The sequence below is a fragment of the Streptomyces sp. NPDC017993 genome, from assembly GCF_044328065.1.
In the GTDB taxonomy this organism is placed as follows: Bacteria; Actinomycetota; Actinomycetes; order Streptomycetales; family Streptomycetaceae; genus Streptomyces.
In genome coordinates, this window is the sequence record NZ_JBIRGO010000001.1 from 389,348 (window position 1) to 407,043 (window position 17,696).

Annotated in this window: 23 protein-coding genes, 1 tRNA gene and 1 pseudogene; 15 read left to right on the forward strand and 10 right to left on the reverse strand. The window is 69.1% G+C overall.

Going from position 1 to position 17,696, the window contains the following annotated elements; translation table 11 throughout:
• The first annotated feature begins 12 nt into the window (after window positions 1-12).
• The 13 genes from ACH4FH_RS01855 (at window position 13) to ACH4FH_RS01915 (ending at window position 7,668) form a co-directional block, all read left to right on the forward strand.
• Window positions 13-792, forward strand: a complete 780-nt coding sequence (locus ACH4FH_RS01855; RefSeq protein ID WP_398553739.1) for a GntR family transcriptional regulator — start codon at window positions 13-15, stop codon at window positions 790-792.
• A 135-nt stretch (window positions 793-927) separates the two neighbouring features.
• Window positions 928-1,257 carry a hypothetical protein gene (locus tag ACH4FH_RS01860; RefSeq protein WP_398553740.1) on the forward strand — a complete coding sequence of 110 codons (330 nt, stop codon included), beginning with the start codon at window positions 928-930 and terminating at the stop codon, window positions 1,255-1,257.
• 2 nt (window positions 1,258-1,259) lie between these two features.
• On the forward strand, window positions 1,260-2,600 hold the full coding sequence (locus tag ACH4FH_RS01865) for an FtsK/SpoIIIE domain-containing protein (RefSeq protein WP_398553741.1): 1,341 nt from the start codon (window positions 1,260-1,262) through the stop codon (window positions 2,598-2,600).
• An 86-nt stretch (window positions 2,601-2,686) separates the two neighbouring features.
• A complete protein-coding gene (locus tag ACH4FH_RS01870; protein ID WP_398553742.1) occupies window positions 2,687-2,863 on the forward strand; it encodes a hypothetical protein in 177 nt (58 codons plus the stop codon).
• 60 nt (window positions 2,864-2,923) lie between these two features.
• Entirely contained in the window at window positions 2,924-3,643 is a 720-nt protein-coding gene (locus tag ACH4FH_RS01875) for a DUF2637 domain-containing protein (RefSeq protein ID WP_398553743.1), read from the forward strand.
• Between the two features lie 15 nt (window positions 3,644-3,658).
• On the forward strand, window positions 3,659-3,847 hold the full coding sequence (locus tag ACH4FH_RS01880; protein ID WP_398553744.1) for a mobile element transfer protein: 189 nt from the start codon (window positions 3,659-3,661) through the stop codon (window positions 3,845-3,847).
• Between the two features lie 9 nt (window positions 3,848-3,856).
• A complete protein-coding gene (locus tag ACH4FH_RS01885) occupies window positions 3,857-4,012 on the forward strand; it encodes a hypothetical protein (protein ID WP_398553745.1) in 156 nt (51 codons plus the stop codon).
• Window positions 4,013-4,036: 24 nt separating this feature from the next.
• A complete protein-coding gene (locus ACH4FH_RS01890) occupies window positions 4,037-4,315 on the forward strand; it encodes a hypothetical protein (RefSeq protein ID WP_398553746.1) in 279 nt (92 codons plus the stop codon).
• A 14-nt stretch (window positions 4,316-4,329) separates the two neighbouring features.
• Window positions 4,330-4,569, forward strand: coding sequence for a hypothetical protein (locus ACH4FH_RS01895; protein WP_398553747.1), 240 nt, complete (start codon window positions 4,330-4,332; stop codon window positions 4,567-4,569).
• Window positions 4,570-4,659: 90 nt separating this feature from the next.
• Complete coding sequence (locus ACH4FH_RS01900) at window positions 4,660-4,851, forward strand: hypothetical protein (RefSeq protein WP_398553748.1); 192 nt, start codon at window positions 4,660-4,662, stop codon at window positions 4,849-4,851.
• Complete coding sequence (locus ACH4FH_RS01905) at window positions 4,848-6,329, forward strand: replication initiator (protein ID WP_398553749.1); 1,482 nt, start codon at window positions 4,848-4,850, stop codon at window positions 6,327-6,329. Before ACH4FH_RS01900 ends, ACH4FH_RS01905 begins: the two co-directional genes overlap by 4 nt.
• 2 nt (window positions 6,330-6,331) lie before the next feature.
• On the forward strand, window positions 6,332-6,544 hold the full coding sequence (locus tag ACH4FH_RS01910) for an excisionase family DNA-binding protein (RefSeq protein WP_398553750.1): 213 nt from the start codon (window positions 6,332-6,334) through the stop codon (window positions 6,542-6,544).
• Window positions 6,544-7,668, forward strand: coding sequence for a tyrosine-type recombinase/integrase (locus ACH4FH_RS01915; protein WP_398553751.1), 1,125 nt, complete (start codon window positions 6,544-6,546; stop codon window positions 7,666-7,668). Before ACH4FH_RS01910 ends, ACH4FH_RS01915 begins: the two co-directional genes overlap by 1 nt.
• 90 nt (window positions 7,669-7,758) lie before the next feature.
• Here ACH4FH_RS01915 and ACH4FH_RS01920 read toward each other — a convergent pair.
• Window positions 7,759-7,831, reverse strand: a tRNA-Arg gene (locus ACH4FH_RS01920).
• Between the two features lie 580 nt (window positions 7,832-8,411).
• Here ACH4FH_RS01920 and ACH4FH_RS01925 point away from each other — a divergent pair.
• A complete protein-coding gene (locus ACH4FH_RS01925) occupies window positions 8,412-8,573 on the forward strand; it encodes a hypothetical protein (RefSeq protein WP_398553752.1) in 162 nt (53 codons plus the stop codon).
• Window positions 8,574-8,666: 93 nt separating this feature from the next.
• On the opposite strand, the gene ACH4FH_RS01930 is transcribed toward ACH4FH_RS01925, so the two are convergent.
• Complete coding sequence (locus ACH4FH_RS01930) at window positions 8,667-9,548, reverse strand: helix-turn-helix transcriptional regulator (RefSeq protein ID WP_398553753.1); 882 nt, start codon at window positions 9,546-9,548, stop codon at window positions 8,667-8,669.
• 103 nt (window positions 9,549-9,651) lie between these two features.
• Between ACH4FH_RS01930 and ACH4FH_RS01935 the strand changes: the two genes are divergently transcribed.
• Window positions 9,652-11,175: an MFS transporter gene (locus ACH4FH_RS01935; protein ID WP_398553754.1), complete on the forward strand. Its 1,524-nt coding sequence runs from the start codon at window positions 9,652-9,654 to the stop codon at window positions 11,173-11,175.
• 151 nt (window positions 11,176-11,326) lie between these two features.
• Here the strand turns inward: ACH4FH_RS01935 and ACH4FH_RS01940 are convergent.
• The 8 genes and pseudogenes from ACH4FH_RS01940 to ACH4FH_RS01975 form a co-directional block, all read right to left on the reverse strand.
• A pseudogene (locus ACH4FH_RS01940) lies at window positions 11,327-11,710 on the reverse strand (GDSL-type esterase/lipase family protein); the annotation flags it as partial.
• 10 nt (window positions 11,711-11,720) lie between these two features.
• Window positions 11,721-12,230, reverse strand: a complete 510-nt coding sequence (locus ACH4FH_RS01945) for a hypothetical protein (RefSeq protein ID WP_398553755.1) — start codon at window positions 12,228-12,230, stop codon at window positions 11,721-11,723.
• A 64-nt stretch (window positions 12,231-12,294) separates the two neighbouring features.
• On the reverse strand, window positions 12,295-13,893 hold the full coding sequence (locus tag ACH4FH_RS01950; protein ID WP_398553756.1) for an ABC transporter permease: 1,599 nt from the start codon (window positions 13,891-13,893) through the stop codon (window positions 12,295-12,297).
• A gap of 13 nt (window positions 13,894-13,906) precedes the next feature.
• Window positions 13,907-14,827: an ABC transporter ATP-binding protein gene (locus tag ACH4FH_RS01955; protein WP_398553757.1), complete on the reverse strand. Its 921-nt coding sequence runs from the start codon at window positions 14,825-14,827 to the stop codon at window positions 13,907-13,909.
• A gap of 2 nt (window positions 14,828-14,829) precedes the next feature.
• Window positions 14,830-15,228: a hypothetical protein gene (locus ACH4FH_RS01960; RefSeq protein WP_398553758.1), complete on the reverse strand. Its 399-nt coding sequence runs from the start codon at window positions 15,226-15,228 to the stop codon at window positions 14,830-14,832.
• 88 nt (window positions 15,229-15,316) lie between these two features.
• Window positions 15,317-16,405 carry a sensor histidine kinase gene (locus ACH4FH_RS01965; RefSeq protein WP_398553759.1) on the reverse strand — a complete coding sequence of 363 codons (1,089 nt, stop codon included), beginning with the start codon at window positions 16,403-16,405 and terminating at the stop codon, window positions 15,317-15,319.
• A 260-nt stretch (window positions 16,406-16,665) separates the two neighbouring features.
• Complete coding sequence (locus ACH4FH_RS01970) at window positions 16,666-17,334, reverse strand: response regulator (protein ID WP_398553760.1); 669 nt, start codon at window positions 17,332-17,334, stop codon at window positions 16,666-16,668.
• A gap of 127 nt (window positions 17,335-17,461) precedes the next feature.
• A complete protein-coding gene (locus ACH4FH_RS01975) occupies window positions 17,462-17,677 on the reverse strand; it encodes an MbtH family protein (RefSeq protein WP_398553761.1) in 216 nt (71 codons plus the stop codon).
• Window positions 17,678-17,696: the final 19 nt, after the last annotated feature.

Below are 17,696 nucleotides of genomic sequence, written 5' to 3' on the forward strand. Positions count from 1 at the left end.
ACTAGAAGGACTATGGCGAGAAGTGGCACTGCCGCCTCAGGCAAGCCGAAGTATCTGCAGATCGCGGATGACCTTGCGGATCAAATCCGCGCGGGGACCCTCGCCCCCGGGGCGCCTGTGCCGAGCGAGTCAGATCTGATGGGGCGCTACGGAGTGGCCTCGGGCACGGTCCGCAAGGCCGTAGCCGAATTGCGTACGACGCAGCTGATCGAGACGCATCACGGCCGTGGCTCCTTTGTGAGGTCTCGCCCACCAGTGCAGCGCAAGTCGTCCGACCGCTTCCGTCGTTCCCACCGCAAGGCGGGCAAGGCCGCCTACCTGGCAGAGGCCGAGCAGTCTGGAGGCAAGCCCTCCGTCGCCGTGCTGTTCATCGGCCCCACAGATGCACCGCCCGAGATTGCCGAGCGGCTGGACGTAGCACCTGGGGCGAAGGTACTCGCCCGCCGGCGCCGCTACTTCCGAGACGGGACACCAACTGAGGAAGCAACCTCGTACCTGCCTTGGGACGTCGTGAAGGACATTCCGGAGACGTTCTCCGAGAACCCTGGCGGTGGTGGCATCTACGCCCGCCTGGAGGAGCATGGACACGACCTCGCCGAGTTTTCCGAGACCGTGCGGGCCCGCCTGGCTACCAAGGACGAGACGTCCGCTCTTGCACTGAGCCCCGGGTCGCCGGTCATCCATCTCGTGCGCAACGCCATGACGAAGTCGGGCCGGGTGGTGGAGGTGTGCGACACGGTGATGGCCGCCGACCAGTTCGTTCTCGACTACCGGTTCCCCGCCGACGACTGACGCTGCATCACTCGATTCAACCCGTCCCAAAGTTTTTTGCTGGGGCGGGTTGACTCATGTACATAAGTGCTGCACTCTTCTAGGTATCACTCATGTACATAAGTGCAGGAGTGCATCTCTGCTAGAGGAGCTGCAATGCCTTCGTTCAAGATCGACACTTCGACCGCTGTGGTGTTCGTGGCGACCGCGCCGACACCGAAGCTCGTGAACAAGCAGACCGGTGAGCGGGCTGTGGATCGGGAGTCCGGTGCGGGTCTGTCCACGGTGGGCCTTCTGATCTCTGATGAGGGGGAGGGCAACCTGTACCAGGTGACCGTGCCGGAGACGGGTCTCCCTGAGGGACTGGCGCCGGGTACTCCGGTCTCGGTGGTCGGGCTCAAGGCGCGGGACTGGGAGAACGAGTTCAACGGGCAGAAGCGCCACGGGATCTCGTTCCGCGCGGTCGCCATCACGGCGGGTGCCTGACCATGGCTGACCTGTCCACGGCGCTGGAGGTATCCGGGGCCTTAACCGGCGCTGGTGGCGTCGCCTACATGAAAGTCCGCGCTCCGCGCGCGTACTGGAAGCTGGTCGGCCTGCCTGTCACCTGGTGCCGGTTCGCCTCGCAGTACCGGACCACGATGGATGTCTGCGGGCTGACAGTCCAGCCGTCCGGCCTGCGGGCGTTCATGGCTCGCAACGTCGCCCGCAGCGAGGTTCAGCCCGTGCCGCCCAAGATCCGCCAGGTACGCGGCACGTCGACTGGTCTGCGGGTCACGCTCCGCCTTCCCGCCGGCCTGGAGCCGGCCGATATCGCGGCTGCTTGCGAGCGCCTTCGCCACGCGTGGGGCGTGTATGCGGTGCACGTGATCCCGACCAAGCCCGGCTATGTCGAACTGCGGATGACCGGGTACGACGTACTGCGTCGCGTCCAGATGCCGCGCAAGAGCATGCCCCGTGACCTGGTGGTGCCGGTCGCTCTGCGCGATGACGGCACGGTGTACGAGCGGGATTACCGGAAGGTCCCGCACGCGCTGACCCTGGGCGCGAACCAGTCCGGCAAGTCCATGTATCAGCGCAACCTGATCAAGGGGCTTGCTCAACTGCCGGTCGCGCTGGTCGGGATCGACTGCAAGCGCGGTGTGGAACAAAGCCGGTACGCGGCTCGCCTGTCCGCGCTCGCCGTGAATGCCGACGATGCCGCCTCACTGGTTGAGGTGCTCGTGGCGGAGATGGAAGACCGTTTCGACCTGCTGGCCAAGCATGGCGTCTCGGACCTGTGGGGCCTGCCGGCAGCGCTCCGTCCTGCTCCGGTTGTGGTCCTGGTCGACGAGATCGCGGAACTGTTCCTGATCTCCTCCAAGAAGGATGAGGACCGCCGCGAGCGGATCGTCACCGGCCTGATCCGGCTGTCCCAGCTCTCCCGCGCGATCGGCATCTATCTGGAGATCTGCGGTCAGCGCTTCGGCTCCGAACTCGGCAAGGGCGCCACCATGCTCCGCGCTCAGCTCACCGGCCGGGTCGTGCACCGGGTCAACGACAAGCAGACCGCCGAAATGGGCCTCAATGACGTCGCCCCCGAAGCTGTGCCGGCCGCGTCCTTGATCCCGGCTGATCGCCCTGGGCAGGCCGTTGCGGCGGACTCTTCCGGTGGCTGGGGACGGATCCGCACTCCGCAGACCAGTGAGGCCGAAACCGTGGCCGTCTGCGGCGAGTTCGCCCACCTGATTCCCGACCTTCCGGCCCTGGATCCGTTCCGCCCGACGGTCGCCCCGGTCCCGGCGCAGACCGTTCCGCCGAAGCCGACCACGGCGCCGGCAATCCCCTGACACTCCCCGCATTCCGGTTGGCGTGACCGCTACGCGCCAGGTCCCTACCCCTCCCATGCCTGAAACCAGCCGAGAGGACCACAGCCATGGCCGCATCCAAGGGCACCACTCGACGCAAGGCCCCGAAGAAGTGCACCGACTGCAGCGGCAAAGGCGAGACCAACACCGCCGTCCGCGTCGGCCCACGCGGCAAGAAGGTGACCGACCACCAGCAGGCCGCCCTATGCACCACCTGCTGGGGTACCGGCGAAAGCCCCAACTGACCACCTCCGCCGGGCGGTCACTCCCCGCCCGGTTTGCCTCGCTCGAAAGGAGGTGAACCCATGTTCCGCAACCTGCGCCCCCGCCTGGACGCGGTGCTGATCCAGGCTGTGATCGCTGGCGCCCTGTCCTTCTCCCACCTGCACGACCTTGCCTCTGCGGCTGGCCAGGACGGCTGGAAAGCCTGGGCCTACCCGGTCTCGGTGGACTTGCTGTTCGTCGCCGCCTGGCGCCGCCTGCGCACCCTGCGAGCCGACCACCATGCGGCCCGCGCCGCCTGGACCTGGTTCGTGATCGCACTGGCTGCCTCCCTCGGCGCGAACGTCGCCACCGCCGGACTCCTCGACCTTCACCACGTGCCGGCATGGCTGCGCATCCTCGTCGCCGGATGGCCCGCTCTGGCCTTCCTCGGCGGAACGCTCCTCGCCCACGCCCCCGCTCAGCCCGTGCAAGCCGACACAACCAGCGAGACGGCCCCGGCCTCGGAGCCGGTCACGGTCGAGCGTGCCCCGGATCCGCAGCAGGCAGAACTGCCCGCGCCGGTCTCTGAGGAGGTGCCCGAAGCCGTGGAGGAGCCGGCGCCGGAGCCTGTCGTTTCTTCGCCTCGGCCTGCTACGTCGGCGCTTGCGGTTCCGCCGGCCTTGCTGGATCACGCCCGCAAGATCGCCGACACGCACCACGTCACGACCGGAGCCCCGATGGCATCGGACGCGCTCCGCGCCCGCCTGGGACTGCCCGCTCCGATGGCCGACGCCATCGTCACCGAGCTCCAACTCACCTGATCAGAAAGGACAGCCATGACCGCCTACCGGCAATTCCGCGACGTCCGGCAGTTCGGCCCGGTGAAGGTCGCCAGCTTCCGCGACGGCCGCGGGCGCGACAAGCATGCCGCTGCCTGCACCGCGCCCCGCTGCGACTTCTCCGCTGAGTACGACAACCGCTCCGCCGCTGAACTCGCCGCCCGCACCCACCGCTGCAACGCCTAGGAGGCACCCATGGACGTCCCGCTCTGGCTCGCCCTGATCGTCGTCGGCATCCTCGGCGTCAAGCTCGTCCGCCCGCCCTGGTGGCTCATCACCGTACTGCTGCTCGGCGGATACCTCCTCGCCAGCAGCTTCCTCGGCCCCGCCATCGGCACGGCCCTCAAGTAGCCCGGCACCGAAGGGAGACGACCCGTGCGCTACCCCGACGCCCAGCTCCGCGCCAACCACCGCCCGGCACATCTGATCCCGCCCGGTGTCGATCCGCGCAACGTCGTCATCGTCCAGGCCCCGCCCCGCTCCTACGCGGGCCCGATTGCGCTCACGATCGCGATCGCCCTCGGCGCGTCGGTCGTCCTCATCGTGCTCGCCCACGCGTTCCAGATCGCCGCACCGGCAGCTGCAGCAGCAATGCCGACCATCGGCGGCGCCAGCATCACGCTCAAGCTCGCCCGCAAGCACCACAAGCACTGAAAGGAAGTCCCGCCATGGGCCTGTTCAGCCGCAAGAACGACGACTCCAGCCCCAGTGACCCGGCCATGACCGAACTCGGCCGCGAGTACGCCATCGCCAAGCGCCACGGCGACCGCAAGACCGCCAACCGCCTCACCCGCCAGATCGGCGGCAACGGCAGCACCGACGAGGAACGAGCCGCGTTCTGGAAGGGCGCCGACGCCTACGACGAGATCCCGCCTGCCCACTCCAAGCGCCGCAACCCCCGCCGCTAAAGGGCCCCCGGGGCGGCCTCGGTCGCCAAACTTCCGCCGCCCCGGGCGCCTGCACCCCTTCAGACCTCATCGACCCGAAAGGGACTGCTCATGATGCCCGAAAACGCCACCCGTACCCGCAGCTGCCCCGACTGCGACGACTTCCCGGCCGTCGCCATCACCACCGGCCAGCTCCTCGCCGACGGCACCCGCGAGACCGTCAACGTCTCCTGCCGCACCTGCCACGGCACGGGCACCGTTCCCGTTCGCAGCCGCGCCGCCGCCCGTGAGGTGGCCGCGTGAGTGACGCCGCCACCCTGGCGGGCCTGGACCCGACCACCCTGCGCGACGTGCTCAGGGTGGCCGGGTCCCCGGGCTTCGACCGCATCCAGGACCAGATCCGCCGCACCGGCGGCTGCTCCGACCCCATCCACCTCACCGGTGCCACCAAGACCCTTGACCCGGCCACTGGCGAGGTCCTGCACGCCTACACCACCGATGCCGAGCCGGGCGGTCGCCTCCGCGTCGCCTGCGGAAACCGCCGCGCCTCGCGCTGCCCCTCCTGCGCCTGGACCTACGCCGGCGACACCTACCACCTCATCCGCGCCGGCCTCACCGGCGACCCCAACAAGGGCACCCCACACACCGTCCGCGACCACCCCCGCGTCTTCGCCACCCTCACTGCCCCCAGCTTGGGCCCCGTCCACAACCGCCCCGAGAAACGGCCCTGCCGCTGCGGCACCCACCACCCCGACGACGCACCCGAGTTGGGCACCGCCCTCAACCCCAACACCTACGACTACGCCGGCGCCGTCCTGTGGAACAACCACGCCTCCGACCTGTGGCGCTACTTCACGATCTACCTGCGCCGCGAGATCGCCGCCCGCGCCGGCCTCACCCAGAAAGCCGCCCGCGAACAGTCCCGCATCTCCTTCGGCAAGGTCGCCGAATACCAAAAGCGCGGCGCCGTCCACTTCCACGCCGTCATCCGCTTGGACGGACCCGACGGCCCCCACACCCCGCCCCCGTCCTGGGCCACCCACGACCTGCTCACCGACGCCATCCGGGCCGCCGCTGCTCGCGTCGAAATCACCGTCCCCGCCAACGCAGAACACGGCCACCCCGGGTGGGTGCTGCGCTGGGGCAAGCAGCTCGACGTCCAGCCCATCGGCGCCTTCGGCAATGGAGAAGACCTCACCGAGCAGGCCGTGGCCTCCTACGTCGCCAAGTACGCCACCAAGGCCGCCGAGGTCACCGGAGGCACCGACACCCCGGTCCACTGCCGCGCCTGCGGGGGAACCGGCCGCTCCTCCCGCTACACCCGCCCCGGCTCTCCGCTGAGCCACTGCAGCCGCTGCAACGGCACCCGCACGAGCACAGACCTCACCACCCTGATCCCCGATCACCCCCGCCGCCTCATGGAAGCCTGCTTCGACCTCGCGCCGGCCTACCCCGAGCGCAAGCTCGCCGCCTGGGCACACATGCTCGGCTTCCGCGGCCACTTCTCCACCAAATCCCGCCGCTACTCCACCACCCTTGGCGCCCTCCGCCAGGTCCGCGCCGACTACCGCGCCCAACAACAACGCGTCGCCCTCGGCCTCCCCGACCCCGACGACCACCCCGAAGCCGCCACGCTCACCCTGGCCCACTGGAGCTACGCCGGCCACGGACACACCCCCGGCGAATCCTGGCTCGCTGCCAACATTCACCGCGACATCCAGCACAACCGCGACATGGCCCGAGAGGTGCGCGCCGAACTCAACGACGAAGGGGAGCGGTGACGATGGCCGATCGACTGCTGACCGTGCAGCAAGTGGCGGATTCACTCGGCACTACCGTGCGTTTCCCCCGACGCCTCATCGAGGAACGGAGGATCACCTTCGTCAGGGTCGGCCGCCACGTCCGCATCCCTGAGAGCGCATTGGAGGGCTACATCAACGAGCACACGGTTCAGCCGATCACTGCCCGCCGTGCCGTTCTGCGGAGGGCTGCCTGATGCCCAATGCCAAGGGGAAGCGTCGTCGTTTCGGGGCCGTTCGACAGCTCGCCTCTGGTCGCTGGCAGGCGCGCTACCGGGATCCCGCGACTGGTCAACTGCGCAGTGCTGAACAGACCTACCCGACCAAGAAGGACGCTGAGGTCGCGCTGTCCCACATTGAGGCGGACATCTCGCGTGGGCAGTGGTCAGACCCCGATGCCGGCAAGGTGCTGCTTGCGGACTATGTGGCCGCCTGGCTGCGGGACCGCAAGCTGGCCGACCGTACGCGGGAGCGGAACGAGTCCGTGATCCGGCTGCACATCTTGCCGACCCTCGGTGGTCGTCCGCTGGCTTCGATCACGACGAGTCACGTGCGGGCCTGGCGCTCTGCTCTGCTCGAAGACGTGGGGGAGCCGACCGTGGTCAAGGCCTATCAGGTCCTTCGCGCGGTCATGCACACCGCTGTGGACGATGAGCTGATCCGCCGCAATCCGTGCCGGATCAAGGGGGCCGATAGTTACGACGTGCCGGAGCGTCCGGTGCTCACCGTCGCTGAGGTTTTCGCGGCAGCGGATGCGATGACACCGCGATATCGGCTGCTCGTGCTGCTCGCCGCGTTCACCACGCTGCGATTCGGCGAGTTGGCCTCGCTGCGCCGTCGGGACATCGACCCGGAGAACAGCGTGCTCATGGTCCGACGCTCGCAGGCAGAGATGCAGACCGGAGCGCTCTTCGACAAGGCGCCGAAGTCCAAGGCGGGCATTCGCCCGGTGGCCTTTCCGACCGAACTCCTGCCGGACGTACGTGAGCACCTGGAGCACTTCGCCGGTCCCGGCCGGGATGGGCACGTCTTCGTCGGTCCCCAGGGTGGGAAGCTTCGGCGGAGCAACTTCCGAGATGACTGGATCAAGGCCCGTACCAAGGCGGGCATCACCGCGAACGTGCACTTTCACGACCTGAGGCACACCGGCAACACCCTCGCCGCTGCCGGATCGAGTCTCCGTGAGCTGATGACTCGGATGGGGCACAGCACGCCGCGAGCCGCGCTGATCTATCAGCACATGGTCAACGGCAGGGACCGTGAGATCGCCGACCGGTTGGGCGCGATGATCCGTAAGACACGGAGTGATGGGGACTCGTAGCGGGCGTTGTGGCACATGAGTGGCACGGCCGGGTGTAAGACAAAGGGCCAGTTCGAGAGGTTGTTGCCTCTGAGCTGGCCCTTCTTGCTGTGCCCCCGGCAGGATTCGAACCTGCGACACCCGCTTTAGGAGAGCGGTGCTCTATCCCCTGAGCTACGGAGGCGGGGATCTGTCGGAAAGCGTGTCGGAAAATCGGTCGAGGTGGACACGATGATCCAGCCGCCTTGCGGACAGACTGCGGTGGCCTGGCTGCGAGGCCTGGGCCACCCCGGACAGTGTAGCGGGTGGTGCTTGATCCGCATTCGGCTCTATGGCGCCTGGCCCTCCCCGGCGTGGACGGCAGGGGCAGGATCGTCATGCTGCGGGGGTGGAGTCGATCATGGGGCGGGTGACGGAGTTGCTGAGCCAGGCCTAGCCGATGTAAGTGAGCAGTGCGGCGTTCGCGCCGTAGGCCAGGACTCGCTTGTGTGGGTAGCTCTGGTCGAAGCGTGAGTGCTGGGACTCACTGCCCTGGCGGAAGGCTTTCAGGCGGCGGCCGGCGTGGGCGTCAGGGGGGACCTGTCGCAGGTGCTCGGTCCGATTGAAGCGCTGCCGCCCCGTTGACGGGTCGATTTGCCGGTCGTCTTCCGTTTCGTCGATCCGGATATGTTCTGTGTGGATAACTATTCCGGTTCCTCGGCCCCGGCACAGCGGGCACCCTCGACACGACCCTCGCCACCCCGGGCCTTTCCGGCGGGGCCGCCGTGCAGGCCAAGGACGCCTTCGTCACCGGACTGCACGCGGCGATCGGTGTCGCCGCCGCGCTCACCTTCGCGCTCGGCTTCCTCGCGGTGCGCTGGCTGCCGCGCGAGGAGCGGAGCGTGACGACCGAGCTCCCGCGCAGACAGGAGCACGCGGTGTCCTGAGTGCGTCGGTGCGCTTCTGCCGTACCTGCCGCGCTCCTCCCGTACGACGCCAAACCCTTCGCGGGCGTCGTACGGGAGCGCCCGCACGTGGATTCAGTGTTGTCCGGCCGGTGCGGTCGACTCCGGCTCGTCGGCCCGGCCGCTCTGCTGGTTCAGGACGCGCAACGCGTCCGCGGAGGTCGAGTCATTGGGGGTGTAGATCTCGACTCGATGGTCGGGGCTGTCGGGTTGGAGCCACACCTGGTAGTCCACGTTCACTGCACCGACGGTGGGGTGCTGCAGGTGCATGGCCCCGACGGTGCAGTCGGAGACGTCGCCGGTGGCCCACATCGTGGCGAAGTCGTCGCTGTGCATGGTGAGTTCGCCGATCAGTCCCGCTAGCCGGGCGTCGGTGGGGTACCGACCCGCGGTGAGTCGCAGGTAGGCGACGTGGACGCGGGCGAGCTCGGGCCAGTTGCGGTACATGTCGCGGGTGTGGGGATCGAGGAAGAACATCCGTGGGACCGACGGACGCCGCTCCGGGTTCTGTGTCGCCTCGTAGGGGATGTGCTCGGCGACGAGTGCGTGTCCGGTGCGGTTCCATGCGAGTACGTCTCCACGCCTGCCGAGAACCACTGCGGGTGTGGCCTCACCGAGTGACTCCAGGAGTGTGAGGACGCGTGGGTGAGGCTTCTCGCGGGGCGGTTCGCACAGGCCGGGCTGCACGGATTGCCGGGCCAGATTGTGCAGGTGGACGGTCTCCACCTGATCGAGCCGAAGCACCCGGGCGAGCGCGTCGAGCACCTGTTCGGAAGCGGTGTCGGCCTGCCCTTGCTCCAGGCGCGTGTAGTACCCCGCACTCACTCCGGCGAGCTGGGCGAGCTCTTCACGCCTGAGGCCGGGGACTCGGCGAGAGGTGCCGTAGGTACGCAGACCGATCTCGGCCGGGGTGACCCGGTCACGGCGTCGCTTGAGGAACGTTCCCAGGCTCTCCATGAACCCGAGCCTAGGATGCCGGCCGGACCCGTGGGTGTACCTGTCGGGTGTACCCACGGCACAGGGATGGTTGTCGACCGCGCTGTGCCGGACCGTCGACAACATGACTCAACAGCGTGCGCACAACGCACCCGGCCTGCGAGCATGGCTCGGGCTCGCGGTGATCCTCGGCCCGGTCCTCCTCGTCTCCATGGACGGGTCGATCCTCTTCCTGGCGATGCCGAGGATCAGCCAGGCCCTCTCGCCGACCGCCGACCAGGCGTTGTGGATCCTGGACATCTACGGCTTCGCCGTCGGCTCCCTGCTGGTCGCCTTCGGCAGCATCGGTGACCGCTACGGCCGGCTGAAGCTCCTGATGATCGGCGCGACAGTGTTCGGACTGGGGTCCGCCGGGGCGGCGTTCGCGCCCAACCCGGAACTCCTCATCGCGTGCCGGGCGCTCATGGGGGTGGCCGGCGCGACCCTGCTGCCCTCGGCGCTGGCCGTGCTGAGCGAACTGTTCCCCGACGCCCGGCGCCGGGCGCAGGCCATCGGAATCTTCGCCGCCGCCTTCGCAGCCGGGTTCGCCATCGGCCCGATCGTCGGCGGCACCCTCCTCGGGCAGTTCTGGTGGGGCTCGGTCTTCCTCGTCAACCTCCCCGTCATCGTCGTGTTCCTGCTGTTCGCGCCGGTCCTTCTCCGCGAGGTCCGGGCGACCGGGACAGGCCGCATCGACCGGCTCAGCGTCGCGACCTCCGCCGGAGGCATGCTGCTCACGATCTACGGAATCAAGCACCTGGCCGCGGACGGGATGTCGGTCCTGCCGATCGCGACGATGCTCCTCGGCATCGCAGTGCTGACGTTCTTCGCTCGGCGTCAACGGCACCTCGAACACCCGCTGATCGACTTCTCCCTCTTCCGCGACCGCGTCTTCACGATCGCGATCATCACGGGCCTGCTGCCCCTGGCCGCGTGGTCGGCGACGGCTTACCTGGCAGGCATCTACCTCCAATCCGTACTGAACCTGAGCGTCCTGCACTCGGCACTTCTGGCGCTCCCCGGCGCGGCGGTTCTCACGATCGCCTGCATCGTCACGCCGGCCGTCGTCGACCGCATCGGCAAGAGGGCCGCGCTCATCACCTGCCACTTCTCCATCGCCGTGGGCCTGTTGCTGCTGCTTCCCACCACGATCAGCGGCGGGATCGGTTGGTACGTCGCGTCGACTGCGATCGCCGGCCTGGGGTACGGCATCTCCTTCAGCGTCGTCGCGGACACCGCGGTCGGGGCGGTCCCCGCGGAGCGAGCGGGGTCGGCCGGCGCGATCGCCGAGACCAGCAACGAGATCGGCAACGCCCTCGGCATCGCGATCCTCGGCTCGCTCGCCGCGCTGCTCTTCCGCCTCCAGGGCCCGGACCTCGCCCCCACCCTCGATGAGACCCTCCAACTCCCGGCTCTCGTACCGGCAGTGGCCCAGGACGCCAAGACCGCCTTCGTCACCGGCCTGCATGTCGTCGTGGTGGTGGCCATCCTGCTGCACGCCGCACTCGGAACCGTCGCCCTGCGCTGGCTCCCCAGGGCGGCATCCGACGAGCCGGGCGCCGGCATCCACGGCGAGCCCACGAACGACCGGGTGGCGTGCACGTCGTGAGGGTGCCGGGGTGAATGTGGACGGCGCTGTGGCTCGTTCCGAGCGGGCGCTGTCGGACGAGCGCCCCGACCAGGGACGGGGGACGCCTGGTCGGTGCAGTCTGTGGGGTGGGGGAGCAGGGTCGGAGGGCAGTCAGGTCGACGGCGGAGGCCATGGCCAGGTAGCCGGCGTCGCTGGGGTGGAGGCCGTCCTGGGAGATGTAGCCGGGGCGGGGCCTGGTGGGGTGGGCGGGGTCGGTCAGGACGCGGTCGGCGTCGAGGACGGCGTCATAGGTGGGGCTGGTGCGAATCCAGTGATTGAGCTCCCGGCGGATCTTGTCGCCGGCGGGGGTGGTGAACGGGAAGACGGCGCTCGTGATCGGCAGGATCGTCACCCCGATCGCTTTGATGCCGTGGGCGTGGGCTTCGCGTACGAGGGCTCGATGGCCGTCGATGAGTTGCCGGGCGGTCACCGGGGGACGGTTCTTCGTGCAGGGGTCGTCGGGCTGGGCCTGGGCGAGGTCATTGGCGCCGAGGTGGATGAAGACGGTGCGCAGGGCGGCACGGTCAGCGCAGCTCCTTGGCGAGGCGGGCGGCGCCCTTCTCGCCGAAGCAGGGGGAGTCGTGCAGCAGGGGGTCGCCCGCCAGGCCGGCGTTTGCCATGCCCTGGGGGCGGCCGGCGGCGATGAGGCGTTCGGCGAGTTTGTCGGAGAAGCGGTTGTCGGTGTCGGGGCTGGTACCGACGCCGTCCATGAGGGAGTCGCCGAAGACCATGACGGAGCCGTCGGAGGACGGGGGCTCTTCGGTCACATCGACGGCCGTCAGGTAGTACCAGGCGTGCGAGGTACGGCGGTTGAAGTCGTCGGCGGTGGCGCTGCGGAGCCGGTCGCCGGGGGCGCGGTAGGACGTGGCCGTGGTGAAGCGGTGCATGGTGGCCGGGCCGGTGGGGGTGGTGAAGTGCAGGGTGACGGTGAGTTTTTCCAGGTTGGCGGTCGGCATGGCCAATGCGTCGCTGAGGGCGTCACGGCCGGCGGGGATCTTGAGGGTTGGCGCGTTGTGGAAGGTGAGGGCGCGCACGGTGCCGGGGCGCGCCTTGGCCTCGCCGTCGGACCTGGCGACGGTGGCGCCGGCGATCGGTCGGTCAGTCGCGGCCGAAGCGGCGGAGTACGCCGGTCATGAAGACGACGGACATCAGGGCCGCGGAGACCGCGATGGTCACCGACGGCTGTGCGGTGGCCAGCTCGCTGCTGTCGCGCAGCGCGCCCATGAAGTCGAAGATGGGCAGTCCGTTGGCGACGCTGTACCACAGCGGCAGGTAGACCGCCTGGAAGAGACGGTGGGTCCGGCTGAGCGTGCCCAGGGTGAGGGCCAGGGACGGGATGAACAGGGCGCCGCCCACCCAGCCGGCCAGGCCGAGCCAGTCCGCGGCGGCCACCAGCCGGATGAGGGGGCCGATACCGGCCACGACGGTGATGGTCAGGCCCGCAGCCCATTCGGCGAGGATCCGGCGGCGCACCGAGGGGTAGGCACTCAGCATGCCGTCGACGTGGTACTCGTGGCGCTGGGTGCCCAGCCGCGACCAGATCAGCATCGGCCAGATCCAGGCCAGGGGCAGCATGACGCGGACGATGCCATGGATCTCCGGGGAGGCAAGCGCGCAGATCATGAGGAACGCGGCGCCTGTCCACCACCACCAGCGCACACCCTGCAGCAGGATGCGGACCTCGCCGGCCCAGAGGCGCAGGGTCACCGAGCCAGGCTCCGGGCGGGTGCGCAGCACCGTGGCGACGGTGGGCCGGGACGGGCCGGAGTAGGGGCCGACCTCGTCGATGAAGACCGGCTGGACGAGGCCGTCAGCCGGGCCCTGCTCGGGGGCGCGCGCCTTGGACTGGCGGGCCCGTGCGGGGTCGAACCGGCCGAACCACAGGGCGGGGAGCATGCAGATGGCGACGGCGATCAGCAGCAGCGTCACCCGGCCGAGGACATAACCGGCGGTGGGCGTGAAGCCGTCCCAGGTGAACAGTCCGAGGGGCTTGTCGAGGTAGGTCAGGCCGAGGCTGAACGACCCGTCGACCTCGATGTGCTGGGCGACCATGTCGGCGTACATCGACCGCACGACGCTGTTGACGCCGATGCCGTCGAGGGGCAGCCCGGGGCCCTGTCCGGCCGTGGAGACGACCATCCAGATGCAGAACCACAGGATGTTGCCGAGGCCGGAGCGCAGCAGTGGCAGCGATTCGAAGAGCAGGGCGAGGGCGGCGGTCAGCGCGACGAGGGGGAGCGCGATGAGGACGAACGGCTGCCAGAGCGCGATCAGGTCGATGTCGTGCGACTCGCCGCGGGCCAGTTGCATGACCAGGGCGGTGACCGCGAGCACCACGAGCATGGAGGACAGCAGCATGAGGTTGCTGAGGAACTTGCCGACCATGTAGGCGGAGGTGCGCAGCGGGGTCGCGGCGAGCAGCTGGCCGACGCGGGTACTGCGGTCGCGTTCGATGGAGTTGCGGACGATGTAGAAGCCGCCGAGGGTGATCCACAGACCGCTGGCCAGGGCCGTCACCATGCCGACATAGGCGCTGTTGTAGACGCCGCGGTGATCACCGATCTGCATGATCATCCATTTGGCGTCCGAGTCGGGCACCGCCACGTATCCGAGGGCGACGGCAGAGGCCAGGATGACGAAATAGGCCGGGCGGCGTACCCGGTCGCGGAAATCGGCTGCCGCGAGGCCGGTGAGCATGCGCATCATTTCCTCACACCGCCCGGGCCTGGAGCGGCCGTTCGCCGAAGCCCCGGCCGGCCGGGCCGCCGGCCGCTCCGCGGATGATGGCGAGGTAGGCATCTTCCAGGTCGGGGGTCAGCTGCACGGCGCCCTCGTACGGCAGATTCCGCGACAGCAGCCGGATGCGGACGCCCTCGGTCGTACGGACCAGGCGGCTGACGGTGAATTGCGCCTGCACCGCCGGTACGGAGGCGGGGTCGACCAGCACCTCCCACACCTGGCCGTCCACCGAGCGCAACAGTTCCTCGGGGGTACCCCGGCGCTGCAGCCGGCCGCCGGCCATCACCGCGATGTCGGAGGCCACCGATTCGACGTCGGAGACGATGTGGGTGGAGAGCATTACGACCTTGTCAGCTGCCAGATCGCTGAGCAGATTGCGGAACCTGACACGCTCCTCCGGGTCCAGCCCCGCGGTCGGCTCGTCCACGATGATCACCTGGGGGTCGGCGAGCAGCACCTGGGCGATGCCGACCCGGCGCAGCATGCCGCCGGAGTACTTGCCCAGGGGGCGCTTGACCGCTTCGGTGAGATTGACGAGCTCCAGGAGTTCATCGATACGTGCCTTGGCGGTCTTTGCCGAGACGCCCTTGGCGGCCGCCAGGTACCGGAGGAATTCGCGGGAGGTCAGGTTCGGGTAGACGCCGAAGTCCTGGGGGAGGTAACCAAGGGCCCGGCGCAGTGCGTTGGGCTTGGCGACCGCGTCCTCGCCGTGGAAGAGGACCTTTCCTCCGGTGGGGCGGGTGACCGTGGAGGCGATCCGCATCAGGGACGACTTGCCGGCGCCGTTGGGGCCCAGCAGGCCGAGCATTCCGGGCTCCAGACGCAGCGTCAGGTCGTCCACGGCATGCTTGCCGCCCTTGTAGACCTTGGTGAGGTTCAAGAGGTCGAGCACGGTCAGCTCTTTCCGCTCAGGTCGGTCTTCTTGCCGTCCTTGGTCACGGCGATGCCCTTGGGGACCTCGACCTTGAACTTGGCGTCGCAGATGGCGATGCCGCTGCAGCCCGCGTCGATGTCGAGGGTGTCGCCCTTGAGCGTCCACTTCAGGTGCTCGGATCCCGCGGCCGAGTCGAACCAGCGGGTGACCTTGATGTCCTGGCGGTCGGCGGCGACCACCTTGGTGGCGACCTCGTGCGTCGTCAGCTTCAGGGACTTGCCGGCGTACGCGAACGACTTCGACTCGGGCTTGGCCGCCGAGGCGTCCACGGAGCAGCCGCTGAGGCCGAGGGTGGCGGCGACGGCCGCCACCGCGACGACGAGAGTGGCGGGCCGCTTCGAGATGGTGCCTGAGAACATCGGTTCCTCCAGAGTTACGGGGTGGTGCACTCCTCAGAGGATTCCGGGCCCGGGTGGCCGGCACATCTGCCGAACGGCAGATATCCGGTCAGCGGATCGCGGGCGCCGGCAGCAGGCACCTGACCCGCCACCCGTGCTCGGACGGGCCTGCCTCCAGCGTGCCGCCCAGGGCGCTGACCCGTTCGGTGAGGCCCACAAGGCCGGTACCGCCGTGTGAGCGTCCCCCCTGCCCCGCAAGAGACCGGGGGAGGGTCTCCGCGGGCGCCTCGGGGCCGGCGTGGTCGGCGACCGAGACCTCCACGGCCCGGTCGGCGGTCCGGCCGGCGAACACCTGGACACGGCCGGCCCGGGGTGCATGCCGGCGGATGTTGGTCAGCGATTCCAGCACCACGCGGTACGCGGTGTCCTCGGCTTCCCGCGAGAGGGTGCCGGCCACCTCCTCCTCCAGGGACAACGCCACCTCGGCGACGGCCATCGAGGAGAAGCGGCCGACGAGTTCGTGCAGATCGGCCAGGCCGTAGAGCCGGGTGGGCGGCGGCTCGCCCCACTTGCGGCCCTCCGCCTCGCGCAGCGCCGTCACGGTCTGGTCCATGGAGTCCAGCGCCCGTAGCCCGGCCTTCTCGATGCGTTGCAGAAGGGCGCGGTGTTCCTCGGGCGCGGTGTCCTCACTGAGCTGTGCGGCCTGGGCCTCCAGCACGATGCCGGTCACCTCGTGGGCGACGAAGTCATGGAGATCGCGGGCGACTTCGAGGCGCTGTTCGCGCCGCGCCAGCGCCACGGCATGCGCGCGGCGGTTGTCCAGCGACCGCAGATAGAGCCCGACGCCCATGGCGCAGGCGGCCGGGACCAGGGCGAGCGAGGCCGCGAAGACCGATTCCTTGAGCCCGGTGTCGGGGGCGTGCAGCGTGAAGCGCAGCGGCAGCAGGATCGCGGCGGCGCCGGTCAGCGGGCCGACGATGCCCACCTGGCGGCTGGGCACATGGCGTACCACCCGCTCCAGGAGAACGAGCAGTGCGACCGTCTCGAACGGGTACCAGAGAATCACCAGGCCGGGCTGCCCGAAGTAGCCGATGTCCGCGGCGAGGGAGAGCACCGCGACCCCGCCCGCCGCCTGGGCCAGGGAGATCCGGCCGGTCGGCCAGGCGAGAATCGATGCAGCGAGCGTCAGTGCGGCCATGACCGCCAGCAGGCTTGCACTCGGCGGCGCTATGACGGCGGGGGCGAGCATCATTGCCGCGGCAACCCCGCACCACCGGCGGCGCTTTCGCCGGGGAGGAACGTCGCAATCCATGAGGGCGAGGCTACGCAAATAACTCGGGTTGCGCGGGGGAAAGCACAGCGCCGAATCTTCCGCATCTGCCGGACGGCAGATTTCTGTGGAGTGGTATCGGGGGTTTCCGCCGGTTGGCCATCCGCCCGATGTCATCCACGGGGATTTCAGCCCGGGGTCTGCCCGGTGGCATACCCGAGTTCCCATGCCCGCACCGCGACCCCGACTCGATTGCGGACCTGCAACTTTCGCTGAATGCTCGCGACATGGGTTTTGACCGTGCCGGCGGAGATGAACAACTCGCGGGCGATATCCGAATTGGTCTTGCCCTCGGCGACCTTGCCGGCGATCTCCACCTCCCGCCCGGTCAGCACCGAGTCACGGCGCCGGGGGCGGCGGCCTTCCGTGGGGCCGGTGACGTGCTGCAGCAGCCGTACGGTGATCGACGGGCTGATCAGGCTGTCACCGGCCATCGCCGCCCGGACCGCCTCGATCAGCAGCGTCGGCCCCGAGCGCTTGAGCAGGAACCCCGAGGCGCCGAAGCGCAGCGCGGGATAGACGTACTCGTCGAGGTCGAAGGTCGTCACGACGACGACGCGGACCGGATCGACCGCGGTGGGGCCGGCCAGCAGTCGGGTCACCTCCAGGCCGTCCATCCGCGGCATCCGGATGTCCACCAGGGCCACATCCGGGGTGAGCGTGCGCCCCATCTCCACCGCGTCCACGCCGTTCGCCGCCTCGCCGACCACTTCCATGTCGGGCTGGCTCTCCACGATGCGGCGTAATCCGCGGCGGACCATTTCCTGGTCGTCGGCGATCAGTAAGCGAATAGTCACGGGCAGGAATTCTGCCGTATGGCGGGGGTGGGTGAGGCTTCTTCTCCGGGACCGGCTGTGAACTTTGAGAAGGCTCCGCCTGACCCGGAGAAACCGCCGGCGAACAAGCCCGGCCCAAGGCCGGTTTCTAAGCCCCCTCCATCGCCCGGACCAGGCTACGCGGCCGCATGTCGGTCCAGTGCTCGGTGATGAAGTCGAGCGCCACTTGGCGGTCGGTTTCCGCCAGGGCCACCGTCCAGCCCTGGGGCACCTCGGCGAAGGCGGGCCAGAGCGAATGCCCGTCTTCCTCGTTGACCAGCACCGGATAGGTGCCGTCGGGGTCGTCGAAGGGGTTTGTGCCCACTGTTGTGTCCTCCCCTGTC

Excerpts from the sequence above, each read along its gene's own strand:
- ACH4FH_RS01950 (WP_398553756.1), bottom strand. The coding sequence starts at position 13,893 with ATGCTCACCGGCCTCGCGGCAGCCGATTTCCGCGACCGGGTACGCCGC.
- ACH4FH_RS01895 (WP_398553747.1), top strand. The coding sequence starts at position 4,330 with ATGGGCCTGTTCAGCCGCAAGAACGACGACTCCAGCCCCAGTGACCCG.
- ACH4FH_RS01870 (WP_398553742.1), top strand. The coding sequence starts at position 2,687 with ATGGCCGCATCCAAGGGCACCACTCGACGCAAGGCCCCGAAGAAGTGC.
- ACH4FH_RS01860 (WP_398553740.1), top strand. The coding sequence starts at position 928 with ATGCCTTCGTTCAAGATCGACACTTCGACCGCTGTGGTGTTCGTGGCG.
- ACH4FH_RS01885 (WP_398553745.1), top strand. The coding sequence starts at position 3,857 with ATGGACGTCCCGCTCTGGCTCGCCCTGATCGTCGTCGGCATCCTCGGC.
- ACH4FH_RS01960 (WP_398553758.1), bottom strand. The coding sequence starts at position 15,228 with ATGTTCTCAGGCACCATCTCGAAGCGGCCCGCCACTCTCGTCGTCGCG.
- ACH4FH_RS01865 (WP_398553741.1), top strand. The coding sequence starts at position 1,260 with ATGGCTGACCTGTCCACGGCGCTGGAGGTATCCGGGGCCTTAACCGGC.
- ACH4FH_RS01875 (WP_398553743.1), top strand. The coding sequence starts at position 2,924 with ATGTTCCGCAACCTGCGCCCCCGCCTGGACGCGGTGCTGATCCAGGCT.
- ACH4FH_RS01915 (WP_398553751.1), top strand. The coding sequence starts at position 6,544 with ATGCCCAATGCCAAGGGGAAGCGTCGTCGTTTCGGGGCCGTTCGACAG.
- ACH4FH_RS01930 (WP_398553753.1), bottom strand. The coding sequence starts at position 9,548 with ATGGAGAGCCTGGGAACGTTCCTCAAGCGACGCCGTGACCGGGTCACC.
- ACH4FH_RS01910 (WP_398553750.1), top strand. The coding sequence starts at position 6,332 with ATGGCCGATCGACTGCTGACCGTGCAGCAAGTGGCGGATTCACTCGGC.
- ACH4FH_RS01855 (WP_398553739.1), top strand. The coding sequence starts at position 13 with ATGGCGAGAAGTGGCACTGCCGCCTCAGGCAAGCCGAAGTATCTGCAG.
- ACH4FH_RS01935 (WP_398553754.1), top strand. The coding sequence starts at position 9,652 with ATGACTCAACAGCGTGCGCACAACGCACCCGGCCTGCGAGCATGGCTC.
- ACH4FH_RS01880 (WP_398553744.1), top strand. The coding sequence starts at position 3,659 with ATGACCGCCTACCGGCAATTCCGCGACGTCCGGCAGTTCGGCCCGGTG.
- ACH4FH_RS01900 (WP_398553748.1), top strand. The coding sequence starts at position 4,660 with ATGATGCCCGAAAACGCCACCCGTACCCGCAGCTGCCCCGACTGCGAC.
- ACH4FH_RS01965 (WP_398553759.1), bottom strand. The coding sequence starts at position 16,405 with ATGGCCGCACTGACGCTCGCTGCATCGATTCTCGCCTGGCCGACCGGC.